The sequence below is a fragment of the Phyllobacterium brassicacearum genome (assembly GCF_003010955.1).
Taxonomy (GTDB): domain Bacteria; phylum Pseudomonadota; class Alphaproteobacteria; order Rhizobiales; family Rhizobiaceae; genus Phyllobacterium; species Phyllobacterium brassicacearum.
Window position 1 is genome coordinate 217,037 of the sequence record NZ_PGGO01000007.1, and the last position, 16,438, is coordinate 233,474.

Sequence of the window (16,438 nt, forward strand, 5' to 3'; positions counted from 1 at the left end):
CCGAATGAGGGGGCAAAGGCAGGTATGTCGAGGGGTGGCAAGAGGGGAATCTCAAGGTCCAGGAGCCTTGCGGCACTGGTCGCAGTGTTTTCGGCCTGTATGTCCTGGGGCCCAGGCTTTGTCGGGCGCGCCGACGCACAGGAAAAGTTCGTGACGCTCGGCGGGTCGGTCCAGCATGTCACGTTGCCTCCAAACGAGACGCTGACGCTCAACACTGGCCAGGCGTTCGGCGATCTCGTCATCGGCAGCGCCGATATGATCGACGTGGTGCCGATGTCAGACCGGTCGCTGTTCATCCGCGCCAAGCAGATCGGCGCCACCAACATCTCGGTCTATGACGACAGCAAGAGACTGCTCGGCGTCATCGACGTCCGCATCGCCGCCGATTTCCGCGAGGCGGCCTCCGCCATCCGCTCCGGCGCGCCCTCGGCCCGGGTCAGGGTGTTCAACTCCAACGACCGCATTCGCCTGACCGGCACCGTACGTGACGCCGTGGAACTGCAGCGGGTGATGGAAATCGCCCAGTCCTATTCCGACCGCCCGGTGCTGAACCAGCTCAGGGTCAGCGACAGCCAGCAGGTCATGCTGGAGGTCCGTGTCATCGAAGCCTCGCGCCAGACGGGCCGCGACCTCGGGATTGGTTGGTCCGGACGGGGCAACAACGGCATCGGCAAGGCAACGACCAGCCAGGGCATCGGAGTGGAGGACGGCAGCCTCGTCCGCACACTGCTCGACCCCAAGGGCGCGGCGACGGGTATGCAGCCCTTCGGCCAACTAATTGCCAAGGTGCTGGAAATCTCGGGCGGCCAAATCGACGTGGTCATCAACGCGCTCGAGCAGAAAGGGGTGGTGCGCCGGCTGGCGCAGCCGAACCTGATCGCCATGAGTGGCTCGACCGCCAGCTTCCATGCCGGCGGCGAAGTGCCGATCCTGACGACGACCACCAACGGCGCGACCGTCGCCACCGAGACAGACTATCGCCCCTTCGGCGTGCGGTTGACCTTCAAGCCGGTGGTCCTCGACGACGGCCTCATCAACCTGGAGATCAAGCCGGAAGTCTCCGAGATCGATACATCGATCAACGTCAACGGCAATCCGGGCTTCATCTCGCGCGCTGCCAGCACCACAGTGGCGCTGCGCGACGGGCAGAGCTTCGCCATGGCGGGGCTTTTGCAGTCGATCAACGCCAAGGACATCCAGCAATTGCCGGGCCTCGGGAAGATACCGATTCTCGGCGCGCTGTTCCGCTCGACGAGTTTCCAGAAAAAGGAATCCGACCTCGTCATCGTCGTCACCCCGCATATCGTGCGACCTTCCTCGCCGGGCGAGGATCTCTACAGTCCGCTCGACCAGACGCGTTCATCGAACGACGCCGAGCTGTTCGCGCTCGGTATACTGGAAGTGGACAAGGACATGCTGCGACGCTTTCGCAACGGCGAAGGTGTGAAAGGTCCCTATGGCCATCGTCTCGATCTGGACCAGGGAGGCCAACTTGCCGTTACAAAACGATAAGCTCGTGCTTCTCGTCCTCGTCGTCGCCAGCCTCGTTTCCGGCTGCGCCGACTACATGAACCATCGCGACTCGATCACCTTCGGGCTTGGGAACGCCGTGGAAGCCAACAAGGCCATCCATATACAGGACCCGTTCCCGCCGGAAGCGCAGCGAACCCAGATCGCCAGCGACGGCAAGGTGATTCGCAGGGTGGTCACCGAGTACCAGAACGGCGGATCAGTTATCGTGCAGCCGGCGCCGGCCATGGCGACCAATGGGGCCTCCAATGGGTCGGCCGTCGGCAAGTAACTATCGATCGGCATGAACGGCGGCAGCGCCGGAAGTAGAAGACGCACAAAACACGGACGTCACGGCGATAGCGCCGCGATGGGGGTATGCCAATGCTGAGCAGGGTTATCAGACGGTTCTGGAATGATCATCATGGCTACGTCATCGCCTTGACGCTCATTGCCATGCCGCTGCTTCTCGGCTTTTCGCTGCTGGTCATCGATGTAGGCCGCACCGGCAACCTGCATACCGACCTGCAGAGCGCCGTCGATGCGATGGCGCTTGCCGGAGCCCGCGAGCTCGACGGCCGCGACAATGCGATCGACCGGGCGGACGCCGCAATCGAGAAGATCGCCAACAGTGCGGCTTTTTCCGGCGGCGGGACCGGCATGTCGCTCGGCTCGTACATCACGGTGAGCTATGATGCCGGAAACGATGCCGGGAGCACCGTTATTGTCAAATATCTCAAGAGCATACCGGCTCAGGATGACGACGAAATCGACCTTGATACGATGGAGGCGGAGAACTCCAACGAAGCAGCCTACGCCTGGGTCGTCACCAAGGAACAGGCGATGCAAACGATCTTCCCGCTTCCAATCGGCTTTACTCGTGACACGGTGAATGTCTCGGCGGATGCCGTGGCGGTCTACCGGGCGAGCGCCTGCGACGTGACGCCGATGTTTATCTGCAATCCGTTCGAGCCCGTTGGGAACACAAGCGAAACTGCGAGCGAAGATGCGGCAGAGGCCTTACACACCAATTTTGCGGCCGGCAATCTCTATGGGGTGCAGATCGAGCTTCACAGCACCGCGGCGTCCAACCCCGGTCCCGGCAATTTCGGATTTTTGCGGACTCCCTTGGGCAATGGGGCGTCCGTGCTGGCGGAGGCTCTTGCCACCGGCAATCCCGGTACCTGCTATACCCAGGACAGCCTCGATACCGAAACCGGTGCAAAGGCGGGGCCTGTCGAAGACGGCGTGAATACGCGCTTTGGCTACTACTCCTCGTCGTTCAATAAAGTGAAGGGCGATTATCGTTATCGCCCAGCGCAAAACGTGCGTTCCGCTCAAACGATAACCGGAAATGGCAGCAAGGGATGCGATACGTACGATCCGGTGAAAGTCGGAGACATTGTCGGCGATCCCGCCAAGGCTTTGCCGCTAGGTTACGGAGCAGCCATGACCTCCCTCGCCGGCGGTAAGATCAGCAGCGGTAACAACTGGCAGTATACGACATACTGGAACGTTGCTCAGGGAACGACCGCTCCCTCAGCAAGCACGATCCTCAGCAACTACTCCAGTTATCCGCAGCAGGCAGCCGGTACACCATCCCAGCCCTCCGCCTACGACGTCTACCGCTACGAACTCACCAACCCGGCGCTCATCAGCCATGCCTCGGCGAACGGCGAGACCGGGACGCCTGCGACAGGCGGCCAGTGCTACAGCGGGCCCGACCTCGCGGACTATACAGCGGCCGAATATGGCGATCGCCGCGAGATATTCGCGGCCATCGTAAACTGCGGCTACGAACAGTCCGTCGGCCATCTGAACGGCCAAAAGGCCACCCGGGCGGTCGCCTTCGCCCGGATGTTCCTGACCAAGCCGGCGATCAAAGTTGCCGGCGAGCGATACTTCTCGCTCGAAATGATCGACATAACCGGCAAGGGCGGGCGAGGTACGCTCGATGAGTTCCTGCGCGAAGAAGCGGAACTCGTCCGATGATGATGGCGCTCCGCAATTTCGTCCGGCAAGGGCTTGGTCTCGGGTTCTGGTTAAGGCAGGAGGGGGCGGTACTGGCCGAAGCGCTGGTGGTGGTGCCCTTTGTGACGCTGTTTGCCGCCGGTTTTCTCGAATTCGGCAACATTTTCTGGGAGCGGATGCAGATCGACGCTGGCCTGCGCGATGCGGGACGTTATTTGTCGCGCTGTCGGCCGGCGTCGGGAACCTATGAGCCGACATGCAATCAGGCGACGGCGAAGACGATCGCCTTTTACGGAACGCAAACTCCTGCAGCGGACGCTAAACCCCGTGTGCCGGGCTGGAAGGACCCTGCCGACATCACCATCGCAGCGCCAGATGCTGACGGGAACATTACTATCTCTACCGCTCACCTCTACCAGACTTCGCCTCTGTTCGGCTGGCTCGGAATCGATGCCATCACCATCAATTCCTTCCATGAAGAGAGGTACATCGGATGGTGACCTTTCGGATATTTAAGGCGTTCTGGCAAGATACCCGTGGCGTCAGCCTCACCGAGGCGCTGGTGACCTTTCCGATCATTATGCTGGTGTTCGCCGCTTTCGTCGAGTTCGGCTATGCAATGTCGCAGTGGAACCAGACGGTCAAGGCACTGCAATATGGCGCCCGCCTGGCGGCGGTATCCGATCCGCTGACAACGAATTTCGACACCGTTTTCCCGATCGAAGCCGCCGATCCACTCAACAACGGCAAGGCCGCGCCGAACGATGCGGCGATTTCCTCAACCTGCGGACCGGCACTTGCGAACTGCACGGCGGCATTGAACCGGATCGTCTTAGGGGGCGATGGACTCTGCGGCGTGGCAGGTGATCCGCACCCCGGCATTTGCGACCTCAACTGGCGGATTCAGCCGCAGAATCTGATGGTGACCTACCAGCGCTCGGGACTAGGCTATTGGGGCCGGCCGGACGGGCCGGTGCTGACGATGCGGCTGGAGGTGCGCGACATCACCTTCGATCTGCCGATCCTCGGGGCACTGCTCGGGATCAACGACATCCTCATTCCAGCCCATCCGGTGACGATCACTACGGAAGACCTCAAGACATGCTCAACCTGCTGACTCCTTAAATATTGCGTAGGAACGTGAAATGACAGCTCACATGAACATTGCCTCATCCACCAAGATATTGGTCCTGTCCGACGATGCTGCGGCCGCAAGCCTCATGCTTGATGTGTTCGGTGCGCTGTCGCGTTACGATGTGCGCCATGTGGCACTGAAGGCGCTTGGCGATAAAGGTCGGTTCGATCCGACGCAGTTCGACCTGATCGTTCTCGACGTCGACGACGGCCAATCGCTGCACCGTCCGGAACTGTTCGCGTTCCGCACCAGCCATCGGGACATTCCGCTCATTGTCGTTTCCGAAGATCTGCCGGACGACATGCTGCGGCTGCTCTTCCGGCTGAACGGCAACGACTGGCTGAAGAAGCCGCTCGAGCGCCGCGCGTTGATCGACATGATCTCGACCCATGCGCCCGGCACCGGGGCCAGCGACAGCCGGGTGCATGCCGTGGTTTCGGCCGTCGGCGGTGCGGGCGCCAGCGTGATCGCTTCGTCGCTCGCGCATGTGCTTGCCCAGCCGACCAAGAATTCCGCGCCGCGGGTCGATCTGTTCGACATGGATTTTTCTTCGGGGTCGCTCGGTTATTACCTCAACCTTGTCAACGACTACGACCTGAAGCCGGTCATCGCCAATCCTTCGCGAGTCGATCTGGAATTCATCGATCTGGTCCGCAAGCGTCATTCGGGCGGCTTTTCGCTGCTGTCCTTCAAGCAGCCGTCCGTCCTTCTGACGCCAAGGGGCGCCGAACTCGTGCTGCGCATGCTGGACGTAGCCGCCTTCGAGAGCGATCACACCGTCATCGACATTCCCTATTACGATACGCCGTGGAAGTACGATGTGCTCAGTTCGGTCAACAGCATCTGCATCGTGACCGAAATGACGATCCCCGCGCTTTCCCAAGCCAAGGACCTATTTGCCAATCTGGTGCGGTTGCGCGGCAATTCGGATCAGATATTCATCGTCATAAACAAATACCGAAAAAAGCTTTTCGGCCCCGGCGTCCGCCGGCAGCAAACGGAGAAGATATTCAAGGATATCCCCACTCACGTCATCACGGATGATTGGGATACCCTAAGCGAGGCGGTCAACCGCGGCGTGCTGCCGGTGGAAGTGAATTCCCGAGCGCGCTTTTGCAGCGCGGTCGCCAAGCTCGGAGCACTGGTGCGATGAAGGCGATCGACCGTGGGCGCATAAGGGCCTGCACCGCCACTCTTGGCCTTGCGGTTTTCGCGATAGCGGCCGCTGTCGGGGATGCCGCTGCAGGCGGGCTTGTGCCGCGAAGCCTCGGACCGAGGACAAGCGCCATGGTGACCATCGAGCAAAGCTACGCGGCAGGGACTATCGTCATTGTCAGCGGGAACCAGACGCTCGACCTCGTCGTCTCCGGAAAACGCGCGATCCGTTATAAGATCGGTGTCGGTCGCGACGGATTTCGCTGGAGCGGCATCGTGAAGGTCGGGCGCAAGTCAAAGTGGCCTGACTGGCGGCCACCGGCCGAGATGAAGGCGCGCTCGCCGCAACTTCCGGACCTGGTACCTCCCGGGCCCCTTAATCCCTTGGGCGCTCGCGGGATCTATCTCTACAGGGGCAACACCGACACGCTCTACCGCATTCATGGAACGAACGAGCAGTCGACGGTCGGCGGTTTCGCGTCGTCGGGCTGCTTCCGCATGAGCAACGCCGATGTCATCGATCTCTATGAGCGGGTGAAGGTCGGCTCCGCGGTCATTGTAAAATAGTCGAGGGTGAAAGGCATGGCGTACGGAATCATGGGGCGTTTCTACAAGCAGCAGGAACCGGAAAGCCGGGAGCGTCTGGAGGCGACCGAACTGTCTCTGGCCGACGCGGTTCCGCACGTGCCAGCCCGGCAACCGGCGTCCGGCGAAGCGCCGGTGAGTGGCAAAGAAGCTTCGCTCGGGCCGGACATGGTGTCCGAGCGGGTCAATCTGCATCGCTACCTGCTCGATCGTATCAACCTGGGCATGCTCGACACGCTCGACAACGAGGAGATTGCGACTGAGATAAGGCCGCTGGTCAAGGAATATATCCGGCGTAACAACTTTCCGCTCAATGCCAAGGAAATCAATGATCTGATCCGCGATATCACCGACGAGATGCTCGGGCTGGGACCGATCGAGCCGCTACTGGCCGACGACACGATTGCCGATATTCTCATCAACGGCCACAACAGCGTCTATGTGGAGCGGGGCGGCAAGCTCGAAAGCACCGCCGTGCGTTTCAAGGACGAGGACCATCTGTTGCGGGTGATCAACAAGATCGTCTCGGCCGTCGGCCGCCGCGTTGACGAATCGACCCCGATGGTCGATGCCCGCCTCAAGGATGGCTCACGTGTGAACGTCGCCATTCGGCCGATCTCGGTCGACGGGCCGCTCGTTTCCATCAGAAAATTTACCCGCAAGCCGCTGACGATGGAGCGCCTCGTGGAATATGGCGCCATGGCTAATGCGATGCGCATCCTTCTTAGCGCCGCGGTCAGGGGCAAGGTGTCCATGGTCATTTCGGGCGGCACGGGTTCAGGCAAGACCACCTTGCTCAACGCGCTCTCGTCGCAAATTTCTCCGAAGGAGCGTCTGATCACAATCGAGGACGCGGCCGAACTCCAGTTGCAGCAGCCGCATGTCGGCCGGCTGGAAACTCGGCCGCCGACGCTCGACGGGCGCAACGAAATTCGTCAGCGCGAACTTTTGAAAAACGCGCTGCGTATGCGTCCGGACCGCATCATCGTTGGCGAAGTGCGCGGCGACGAGGCTTTCGACATGCTGCAAGCGATGAATACCGGTCACGAGGGGTCGATGACGACCATTCACGCCAACACGCCCCGCGACGCCGTCGGCCGGCTCGAACAGATGGTCGGCATGGCCGGGATGCCGATGTCACAGCTGAGCATTCGCTCGCAGATCTCGTCCGCCATCACGATTATCGTGCAGGTTCAACGCTTGAGCGACGGCACCCGCAAGATCGTCTCGATTTCCGAGATCACCGGCATGGAGGGTGAAGTCGTGCAGATGCAGGAGATCATGAAATTCAAGAAGACCGGCACCGATGACGACGGGCGGATCCGCGGAGAATTTCGCGCCACGGGCATCCGGCCGCGCTTCATCGAGGAATTTGCCGAACTCGGGATTGAGATTCCTGCGATGATCTTCGATCCCGGTAAACCGCTGCAAACGGGACCTGTTGAACCATGACCCTGATCCTGCTTTACGCGGCCGTCTTTGTCGCCGCCCTTGTTGCCGTCGAAGCGATAGTGCGCGGCTATTTCAGGACATCCGAGCGTCACCGCGCTGTAAACCATCGGCTGAGCCTGCTCAATGTCAGCAACGATCATCGTAAGACCTACCACGACATGCTGAAGGAGCGCGGCGCCGACGGCAGCTGGCGGCAAATCCCCCTGGTGCAGCGACTGCGGCAGTTCTACGTCCAGTCCGGCATCAAGTTCGATGCCAGGCGATTTGCGCTCTTTGCGATCGCCGGCGCACCTTTGCTATGGCTGGTCGTTCAGTTTCTTGTGCCGAACAATCTGGTCAGGGCACCGGTCTTTCTCCTGATCTGCCTCCTTATCCCTGCGCTTGTCGTCTGGCGCACCCGGGCGCGCCGCATGCGAAAATTCGCACTGAAGCTTCCCGAAGCACTCGATGTCGCCAACCGCAGCCTGGCTGCCGGCCACCCGCTGCCTGCGGCGATTACTCTGGTGGCGCGCGAGATGCCTGATCCGATCGGCAGCGAGTTCGGCCTCCTCTCGGACGAACTCACCTATGGCGTGGCGCTCGACGACGCCCTCATAAACCTGACCGACCGGGTCGGCGTCGAGGATCTGAACCTGCTCGCAATATCGCTGAGCGTACAGGCCGGGACCGGCGGGAATCTCGTCGAAATCCTGCAGAATCTATCGAAGACACTGCGCAACCGGACGATGCTGAAGGCAAAGGTCAAGGCAATCTCCTCGGAAGGGCGCATCACGGCGATCTTCATGTCGATCTACCCGTTTCTGCTCTACGGGATGATCAAGGCGCTGTCGCCGACCTACTTCAATTCCGTCTGGGACAGCGGCTACGGAACCATCGTTGTAAGCGCGCTGCTGGCCCTCATGGCGGTCGGGAATGTCATTCTCTATAAGCTGGTCAACTTCGAGTACTGAGGCAGTCATGTCGAGTGAATATGGAATTTACTTCATCGTCTTCTTTTCAGTGCTGATATTTGCTGCAGCGGCATCGGAATTCGTTTTTCGGCGGCGCGAGGTCGGGGTGCGATTGTCGGAAGCCACGGCGGCGGCAGGCGAGGAATTCCACCTTGGCGATACGACGATTGCCGATCTCGGCGAGGCGGAAAACCGCCTGATCCGTCGCTATTTCGAGATTACCCGGCGTGATACGAATGCGAACTCCACCCAGAACCGGCTGATCCGCGCGGGATATTTCGATGCCAGCGCAGTGACCATCTTCCAGGTGGTTCGCGCGCTGATCTGTATCGGCGTGTTTGTCGCGGCGGTCTGGGCATTCAATCGCTTCGTGCCCGAGATGTCGCGGATAGCTACCTTGATCTTCGCCATGTTTGCCGCCGGCGTGACCTTTATTCTGGTCAACATCTATATCGACCGGCGCGGCGGCGCCAAGGAGCGGGAATATCGCCGGCTCTTTCCCGACTTCATGGACATGCTGATCGTCTGCCTCGATGCGGGGATGAGCATCGAGGCGGCGGCCGACCGCGTTGCCCGGGAATTCGTCGACAAGCAGCAAGACTTCGGCCTGCATCTCTCGATCATGATGCTGGAAGTGCGCGGCGGGCGCCGCCTGCGCGATGCATTGGCCAATCTTGCGACACGATTGCGTATAGATGAGGCGCGGGCGCTTTCGGTACTGTTCCGCCAATCGGAGGAACTCGGAACGAGCGTTACGCAGACGCTGCGGGTCTACAGCAACGAAATGCGCGATCTTCGCATCGTGCGGGCCGAGGAAAAGGCCAACGCCCTGCCGATCAAAATGCTGTTGCCGCTCGGAGCCTTCCTGTTTCCAGTGAGCCTTATCATCGTGCTCGTGCCCATTGTCATCCGTGTCGCCAGTATTCTCGGCGGCCTGAAACCTGGCGGTTGAGCCAAGCGAGGTCCGTATGCCGTATTCGCCCGAACAGAATCGTCAAGATGTCGTAATACCCCTCGATCCACGGATGCCGATGGCACCGGCAAGCGTAGAGGAGACTGGCCTGGAATTGTCGTTCCTGCTTCGGCTGGCGGCAAAATGTGCGGCCCAGCAGGATACAGTCACGGCATCTCACTTGGCTGACCGCATGAAATTGCCGAAAGTACTGGCCCATATCCTGATCAAGGAACTCGTGAAACTCGCATTCCTGGAGGCGCGGGGCCTGGCTGGCGAGGATGTGAGATCCGACATTCGCTATGCGCTTTCGACGAATGGCTTCGAATATGCCCACGCGGCGTCACGTCAATCCCAGTATGTGGGGTCGGCGCCGGTATCGCTGGACTCTTTCTGCCGACAAGTGGGTTTGCAGTCCATCCATGGCGAGCGCGTGACCCCAGAGCGGCTGATCGAGAGCCTTGAAGGGCTGGTAATTTCAGATTCGTTGGTCGAAAAGCTCGGTCCGGCCATGAACTCCGGTCGCTCCATCCTGCTATACGGACCGCCCGGAAACGGAAAGACGAGCATCGCCGAGCGGACGTCGCAACTGTTTCGCCAAACGATCTGGGTGCCCTATGCCATCGAGGTCGGCGGCCATGTCATCAGTTTCTTTGACGAAGCTGTGCATCAACCCGTAGCCGGGCCTGAAGCAAAGCCCTATCCGAAGGCCGATCAGCGATGGATCGAATGCCGTCGTCCGGTGGTCAAGACCGGTGGGGAATTAACCCTCGATCTGCTCGATCTCATCTTCAACGAAGGGCCAAATGTCTATGAAGCGCCGGTGCATCTGAAGGCATCCGGCGGCGTTTTCATCATCGACGACTTCGGGCGCCAGCAGGTGGCGCCGCAATCGCTTATCAACCGCTGGATCGTGCCGCTCGAGCGCGGATATGACTTCCTGACGCTGCACACTGGCAAGAAGTTCAAGGTTCCATTCGACGAGCTGGTCGTCTTCTCGACGAATATCGCCCCGAAGGATCTTTCCGACGAGGCGGGTCTGAGACGCCTGAAGTACAAGATCTTTGTGAATAATCCGTCGCGCGACGAATACATCCAAATTTTCAAGTCGTATGCCAGAGATACCGCGATAGATGTCAATGATTTTGATTTGAACCTCTTCTACGATCGCAAGTACCATGGCAACATGCTGGCGTCCTGCTATCATCCAAAGTATCTTATCGACTTCGTCGGGTCTTACTGCGAATTCAATGGAATGCCTAAGGTCGCGTCGCTGGACATGCTAGAACGGGCCTGGGAAGGGGTGTTCACTCTGGAATAAATTAACCGGCTTCGAAGTGATTATGGTGCGTTATTAAGGAATACGTGAAACAATAATGTGATGACGTGCGGTGGAGTAAAGCGAATGACCAGTATCCCGATTCTCTACGCCGAAGCGGACGGCGCCAAACAGCGCAGTATGCGACCGACTGGAGAGCAGAGGCACTCAAGAAATGCCCCGTTCATCGCAATGGTCGTGATGCTTCTGCCGGTCAACGCAGGCATTCTGATCTATGCTGCCAAAAACGCAGCGGATGTGCGCGAGAGCCGCGAGACGATTGTCGCGCTCAAGAGGTCGATCGATGGCCTGAAAGCGCAGATAGACAAGCAGGGGCGCAATTTTGCCGGAAATGCAAAGGCTGATGAAGTGGCAGTCATCCGACAGCAGACGGAAAGCCTGCAGAAGACGATTTTCACGATAAATGAACGGATGCGCTCTAGTTCGTTTGCTTCGCGCGCTGGCGGAGCTTTGGTGCTGAGTGCGCCTGGCAAGGAACCGACACAATATTTCGCACCATCGCCCGCCGCCCCGCAAGCAGGAAAGCAGCCTCCGGATGAAAGTTTAGCGTCCATCGATGCCAAGGGCGTCGCGGTCGACGACCTGCCGCGCTACGAACGAACGGTCTCACCGGAAGGGAAGCTTATTCTTCGGAAGGTGCAGTAAACCGCGACTTCACCGAAATTTCCAACACAAAGCGCCCGGCGACGCTGATCGTCGCGGCAAGCACGCCAAGCTGTCCGTCGGACGAGCGCTCGAATCGCCGAAAGCCTACGTCCGTTGTGCGAAATTCACGCTGTTCTTCATCAATTCGAGGTTCCGGGCCGTCACCTCGTTTGCGGGATCGAGCTCGTAGGCCTTCACAAAGTACCCCCTGGCCTTGGGCAGGTCGCCGCGCAAGAGGTGCGAGTATCCGATGTTGTTGTAGTAGACCGGGGTGTTGCCGATCATCCTTGAGAGTTGTCGGTAGGCGCGGTCGGAGGTATCGAAGCGGCCGACCATGTCGGCAGAGGCTGCAAAGCCGAGCCATGCGGCCGGATCTTCCGGGAAGACGTTAACCGCGCGCTTGTAAATGGCGTATGATTTTCCGTAGTTCTTTTCTTGAAACTGCAGCTTGCCGGTGGTGATCAGTTCGTCGTCCTTGTAAAAGGCGACGGCTGAATCATCCTCGAGGGTCTTCGCACTATCGCCATAAGCAGCCAGATTATCCAAGCCGGATGACTGGCACCCGACCAGGATCGCTCCACTCGCAAGCAAAAATGCAATGCACCTAATCCGAGCTCCGACCTGCAACATTTGCAATTTAATCCCCCGATTTTCGGGCATCCTAACCAAGCATTCGGATGCGTTCACGGGAAATCTTCTTGAAAAGAAGCTAATAAGTCAATAATTTAGGCAAATAGTCGCAAAATAGTAACAGATGCGACGCTTGTTATCATGCAAAATGTGGCAGAGTGTACATACGCACGATTCGAAAGACGTGCTTAGCGGATTATTCCTGTGATTCGTAGAGTCGAAATTAATCAACGTCACCAATACTGTCCCTATCGGGGTTGTCTGACCGTAAGGCCAAAGGATGGAAAGTCATACGCGGACCGCTATATTTACGCTGATGCGACTGGGGCCGTCCCTGGCTTACGCGACAGCGGCGGTCTTCCTCATCAGCATGCTGCTGTTGGAATACAATCCCTCAAGCGCGTCCGCCTGGTGGCTTCATATGGCAATACTTCCGATTATGCGCGAGCCCATATACCTGCTTTTTGCGGTACCCGGCGTCGGAATTTGGAGCGCTACGGTACTTTTGATGCTTGCATCGCTTTTCGGGATTCATCTCGCATTGCAGCCGCAACGCTACCCGCGGTCAGGATTCATCCATGCGCATGTCGCGCTGATCGCGACCGGTCTAACTATGGGACGGGCGGCAGTCGCGCAGGCCGACCTTTCCAGCCTTTCGTTGCCGCAATTGCTGCGCGGCGACTGGTCTTTCCTGCCGCTATCCTATTCGCCGCTCGGGACGTTTCTTTTTGTCCTCATGCTGTCGGCTTGCATTTGCTGCCATCTAAGGATCATCAAACGTACATATGGGTCGGGTGAAGAATAGGCGGAATTCGACCACCCTCAATACCGGAATGCCCGCGCGGCTGGCCCATTCAGCGCCTCCACTTGTTCACGGATGCGCTCTGTTCCTCGCCGCTTTCCACTCGTCGCCTGACGGAGGTCGCGATTTGCTGGTCGTTCTCAACTGTGAGTTGACGCGGGCCTAGCGTACGAGATCGCGGATCGCCGTCCATCTCAAGGCCGGGTCTTCACTGCCACAAGTGGCTAATAGGGCACGCCGCTGAACTTCTCGAGGAAGATCCCGATGTCCCGCTCCTGGGCCTCCAGCCGAGTCCGGACTTGCCCTGATCCTCGGTCGAAACGCGAGTGTAGACGAAATATCGCAGCTTGGCTTTTCCCTCCGCCTATGCTGGATATCTCGCGACCGTGATTGATCTACAAGGATGCTGGAGGTATCGAGTAGCGATTTGAGGCTTTACGTTTCCCGCTGCATCAATGGCTCAGCACCATTGAGAGAAAGACGAATCCCGCCGCGACGATCAGGGTTGACGCGTAGAGCAAAATGCGGCCAAGCGGTCTACCCGCGACATGGGCGCGGTGTGGGTTCCGAGGGTCATACCGGACTTCGACAATTGCCCCAATGGGCTCCACCGCATGGGGCAGTTCCGAATCGAATTGGTGCGTGCGCCCCTCTCCATCAGTGTAGCGGATAATTGCGGTGTCGTAGCTATCGCCCGTCGACACTCTGACAATCCGTCCCTCAGTCGATTTTCCGAGGCGGCGAAGCACAGCGTCACGCCACAGTCGCCAAATGGTGTTCGAAGCAAGTCCGATGCCGACCACCAGAAAAAGCAGACGAACCAAGCGAAGATCCTCTGCAAGCCAAGCGTAGATTGCGCTGTAGGCGGTCACCAGGTCCAACAAGTTGCTCGCCTCCTCGACTGACTTGGCTCCTAGGTGTCTTTGCGGAGAGCACCCAAGTTGTCGCCACCTCTCTAACTAATTGCTTTCTCAAAAAGTGCTGGATTGTTTCGCATTCCTTCCCGTTCCGCTTGAAAAGCACGCTCGTGTGCCGTGGTGCACCCGACGACCGCTATCGAAAACAGCCCAATTCCGATAACACTCGCAATTCTCACAGAAGTCCCCCTGTTTCATGAGCATGCCCAGATTCGATCTCACTCGGGCATGCGTCACCAAGCTGAGCATTGCTTCAAGCATTGTTCAATGGGTTTTTCTCTCTTTCCCGCGCGGGTAGACGAGAAGTGGAAGAACGTGGACAAGCGCTTTGACGATCTGGACAAGAAAATCGAGAAGGTCAGCGGTATACTCTCCAAGATCATGTGGCTCTTTGTATCCGCCATGATTCTGGGCTTTGTCGCTTTCATCATCAATGGAGGCTTGCGTGTTCCATAAGGTGGTCATCGCCTCACTATTGTTTGTCACCTCTGCAACAGCGCACGATGCGCCGCTGGGTTGGCGTTACGGGGTGGAGTGTTGCAGCACGATTGACTGCTGGCAGGAGAAGGATGGGGCAATCAAGGAGACACCGAATGGTTACCGCGTTATTGCAACCGGGGAGCTGATCCCATACCGCGACGCCCGCATCAAGCGGTCAAAGGATCAGTTCTTTCATCGGTGTACGACCACAGGTGCGCCATCGATAGACCATTCCATCTGCCTCTACGTGCCAGACAGAGACTTCTGATCGTCGTTTGATTTAAGAGCGCCGCCCGCACTCTCACGGATCATGTGGATATTCGTGACGGCCATCATCCTGGCCGTCGTCGCGTTCATTGTTAGTGGTGGTTTGCGCGTTTCCTGACCCGATTTCGCCCTGCCGGTCAGGGCTGCCGGGATAGGGGCTTCCCAAGATCACAATCTCCTGATTAGGCTTATTTGTATGTACTTCTATTAGACAAGGTAAGTCGAATACCTGATGTTGTTTTCATCATCCATACCGACAGCGGCCGTGAACCCATAAACCGGATGACTGAGATAGGGTGGATTCCGGCCCGTCCGCTTCTGGTCAAAGACGGCAGAAATCTGCCGTCGGTGGCGGAACGTGACATGACCATGAGCAGACGTATCAAACCAGGAGCCGGCCGTCAGGCTCAATCCTTCTTGAACTCGAATAGCTCGATGACGTTGCCCGATGGGTCTTCAAGCAAGATGGCTCGGCCGGCACCGCCGTCGCTGATTTCGCCGCGGAATCTTGCATCAGCCCGGCGCAACCGCTCAATGAGGACATCGACCTCGTTCGTAACGATCATAAATCGGTTCCACCCGCCCGGCTTCGGATCGCCGCCCGCCTGACCACCGCTGCCCGCACCCGGGGCACTAAGATACAGCGTCAAGTCGTCGCGCAGCAGTGCGGCGAACTTGCCCGGATTGTGCTTGTCGATCTTGAAATCGAGATTGTCTCGATAAAACGCGACCGCCTCGTTGACGTCCGCAACGATGTATCGGACGGATGCCATTCAACTTTCTCCTCTCTCAGCTACAACGGTCAACTTTCGCAAAGGTTTCCTGTCGGTGGAGCTGAGTGCAGAAGCGGGCCGTCTGGATGCCAGCCGAAGTGGCTACGCGCTTATCAGTCTACGGCCTAGACGCCGTAGCGCTCGACGCGGATGGCAGGAGCAGGAATACCTGCCGCTATCAGCGCATCCGCAGCGGCAGTAACAAACGCGTTCGACCCGCAGACGAAGACCTCTTTGGGGCGTGTAGGCATGCGGGGCAGCAATTCTGCGATCATTGCGGCATCGACACGCCGGTTATAATCGGCGTTGCGCGCCCCATGTTCGCGGGTGAGGGTCAGGTTAAGAGCAAACCCATCGCCCCTTTGTTTGAGGGCAAGAAGTTCATCGCGGAAAATCAGTTCGTCCCACGTCCGGGCCGAATAAAGCAGCAGGATTGGGGTCGAAGCGTTATGTGCGGCTCGGTGGCGGATCATTGAAACCAGCGGCACCACGCCCGAGCCGCCGCCGATCAGCAGGATCGGTCCTCCGTCCTTAATCGTCCAGATAAAATGCCCGCCAATGGGACCTCGCAGTTCGATCTCATCGCCGATTGTCGCGACATCGTGGAAGAAAGTGGAGACTTCGCCGTCGTCCAGGCGCTCGATAGCGAGCTCAATGATGTCGCCGGACTCCGGAGCCGATGCAATCGAATAGCTGCGCTGTGCCTGATAGCCGTCGGGCGCGCTCAAACGAACGTCGACGTGCTGGCCCGGCAAGTAGGAGAAGGGCTGAGCAGGCCTGAAGAAGAAGCTGATGACACGCGGTGTCTGCCTGACGATCCCGGTAATGGTCGCTTTCTGCCATTTCGCCTGCGTGGCGACGATCTGGTCCCGCATG

Annotated in this window: 19 protein-coding genes; 15 read left to right on the forward strand and 4 right to left on the reverse strand. The window is 58.8% G+C overall.

Annotation, left to right across the window (positions count from 1 at the left end; genetic code table 11):
- Positions 1-24: 24 nt before the first annotated feature.
- From CU102_RS11620 to CU102_RS11675, 12 genes are all read left to right on the forward strand, one after another.
- Positions 25-1,512, forward strand: coding sequence for a type II and III secretion system protein family protein (locus tag CU102_RS11620; protein ID WP_106711251.1), 1,488 nt, complete (start codon positions 25-27; stop codon positions 1,510-1,512).
- Positions 1,457-1,801, forward strand: a complete 345-nt coding sequence (locus tag CU102_RS11625) for a hypothetical protein (RefSeq protein ID WP_166648383.1) — start codon at positions 1,457-1,459, stop codon at positions 1,799-1,801. Before CU102_RS11620 ends, CU102_RS11625 begins: the two co-directional genes overlap by 56 nt.
- A 92-nt stretch (positions 1,802-1,893) precedes the next feature.
- Positions 1,894-3,501, forward strand: coding sequence for a pilus assembly protein TadG-related protein (locus tag CU102_RS11630; protein WP_106711252.1), 1,608 nt, complete (start codon positions 1,894-1,896; stop codon positions 3,499-3,501).
- Entirely contained in the window at positions 3,501-3,980 is a 480-nt protein-coding gene (locus CU102_RS11635) for a TadE/TadG family type IV pilus assembly protein (RefSeq protein ID WP_106711326.1), read from the forward strand. Before CU102_RS11630 ends, CU102_RS11635 begins: the two co-directional genes overlap by 1 nt.
- Positions 3,974-4,597, forward strand: a complete 624-nt coding sequence (locus CU102_RS11640; RefSeq protein ID WP_106711253.1) for a TadE/TadG family type IV pilus assembly protein — start codon at positions 3,974-3,976, stop codon at positions 4,595-4,597. Before CU102_RS11635 ends, CU102_RS11640 begins: the two co-directional genes overlap by 7 nt.
- Before the next feature lie 28 nt (positions 4,598-4,625).
- Positions 4,626-5,768, forward strand: coding sequence for a pilus assembly protein (locus CU102_RS11645; RefSeq protein ID WP_106711254.1), 1,143 nt, complete (start codon positions 4,626-4,628; stop codon positions 5,766-5,768).
- The gene (locus CU102_RS11650) at positions 5,765-6,337 is read left to right on the forward strand and encodes a L,D-transpeptidase (protein WP_106711255.1); all 573 of its coding nucleotides are present in this window, start codon (positions 5,765-5,767) and stop codon (positions 6,335-6,337) included. The genes CU102_RS11645 and CU102_RS11650 overlap by 4 nt, the downstream gene beginning before the upstream one ends.
- A gap of 15 nt (positions 6,338-6,352) precedes the next feature.
- Entirely contained in the window at positions 6,353-7,807 is a 1,455-nt protein-coding gene (locus CU102_RS11655) for a TadA family conjugal transfer-associated ATPase (protein WP_106711256.1), read from the forward strand.
- On the forward strand, positions 7,804-8,757 hold the full coding sequence (locus tag CU102_RS11660; RefSeq protein WP_106711257.1) for a type II secretion system F family protein: 954 nt from the start codon (positions 7,804-7,806) through the stop codon (positions 8,755-8,757). Before CU102_RS11655 ends, CU102_RS11660 begins: the two co-directional genes overlap by 4 nt.
- A 7-nt stretch (positions 8,758-8,764) precedes the next feature.
- Positions 8,765-9,709, forward strand: coding sequence for a type II secretion system F family protein (locus CU102_RS11665; protein ID WP_106711258.1), 945 nt, complete (start codon positions 8,765-8,767; stop codon positions 9,707-9,709).
- A gap of 16 nt (positions 9,710-9,725) precedes the next feature.
- Positions 9,726-11,030 (forward strand): ATP-binding protein, encoded by a 1,305-nt coding sequence (locus CU102_RS11670; protein ID WP_106711259.1) that lies wholly within the window; start codon positions 9,726-9,728, stop codon positions 11,028-11,030.
- A gap of 84 nt (positions 11,031-11,114) precedes the next feature.
- On the forward strand, positions 11,115-11,693 hold the full coding sequence (locus tag CU102_RS11675; RefSeq protein ID WP_106711260.1) for a hypothetical protein: 579 nt from the start codon (positions 11,115-11,117) through the stop codon (positions 11,691-11,693).
- 105 nt (positions 11,694-11,798) lie between these two features.
- Here the strand turns inward: CU102_RS11675 and CU102_RS11680 are convergent, their stop codons facing one another.
- Positions 11,799-12,323, reverse strand: a complete 525-nt coding sequence (locus CU102_RS11680; RefSeq protein WP_106711261.1) for a tetratricopeptide repeat protein — start codon at positions 12,321-12,323, stop codon at positions 11,799-11,801.
- A 280-nt stretch (positions 12,324-12,603) separates the two neighbouring features.
- Between CU102_RS11680 and CU102_RS11685 the strand changes: the two genes are divergently transcribed.
- On the forward strand, positions 12,604-13,128 hold the full coding sequence (locus CU102_RS11685) for a hypothetical protein (RefSeq protein ID WP_106711262.1): 525 nt from the start codon (positions 12,604-12,606) through the stop codon (positions 13,126-13,128).
- 449 nt (positions 13,129-13,577) lie between these two features.
- Here CU102_RS11685 and CU102_RS11695 read toward each other — a convergent pair whose 3' ends face one another.
- On the reverse strand, positions 13,578-14,009 hold the full coding sequence (locus tag CU102_RS11695) for a DUF3592 domain-containing protein (RefSeq protein WP_106711263.1): 432 nt from the start codon (positions 14,007-14,009) through the stop codon (positions 13,578-13,580).
- Between the two features lie 300 nt (positions 14,010-14,309).
- On the opposite strand from CU102_RS11695, the gene CU102_RS11700 reads away from it, so the two are divergent.
- Both CU102_RS11700 and CU102_RS11705 read left to right on the forward strand, forming a co-directional pair.
- Entirely contained in the window at positions 14,310-14,498 is a 189-nt protein-coding gene (locus CU102_RS11700) for a hypothetical protein (protein WP_106711264.1), read from the forward strand.
- Positions 14,488-14,790: a hypothetical protein gene (locus CU102_RS11705; protein WP_133624489.1), complete on the forward strand. Its 303-nt coding sequence runs from the start codon at positions 14,488-14,490 to the stop codon at positions 14,788-14,790. The genes CU102_RS11700 and CU102_RS11705 overlap by 11 nt, the downstream gene beginning before the upstream one ends.
- 406 nt (positions 14,791-15,196) lie before the next feature.
- Here the strand turns inward: CU102_RS11705 and CU102_RS11715 are convergent, their stop codons facing one another.
- Entirely contained in the window at positions 15,197-15,562 is a 366-nt protein-coding gene (locus tag CU102_RS11715) for a VOC family protein (RefSeq protein ID WP_106711267.1), read from the reverse strand.
- Positions 15,563-15,687: 125 nt separating this feature from the next.
- Positions 15,688-16,437 carry a ferredoxin reductase gene (locus CU102_RS11720; RefSeq protein ID WP_106711268.1) on the reverse strand — a complete coding sequence of 250 codons (750 nt, stop codon included), beginning with the start codon at positions 16,435-16,437 and terminating at the stop codon, positions 15,688-15,690.
- Between the last annotated feature and the right edge of the window lies 1 nt (position 16,438).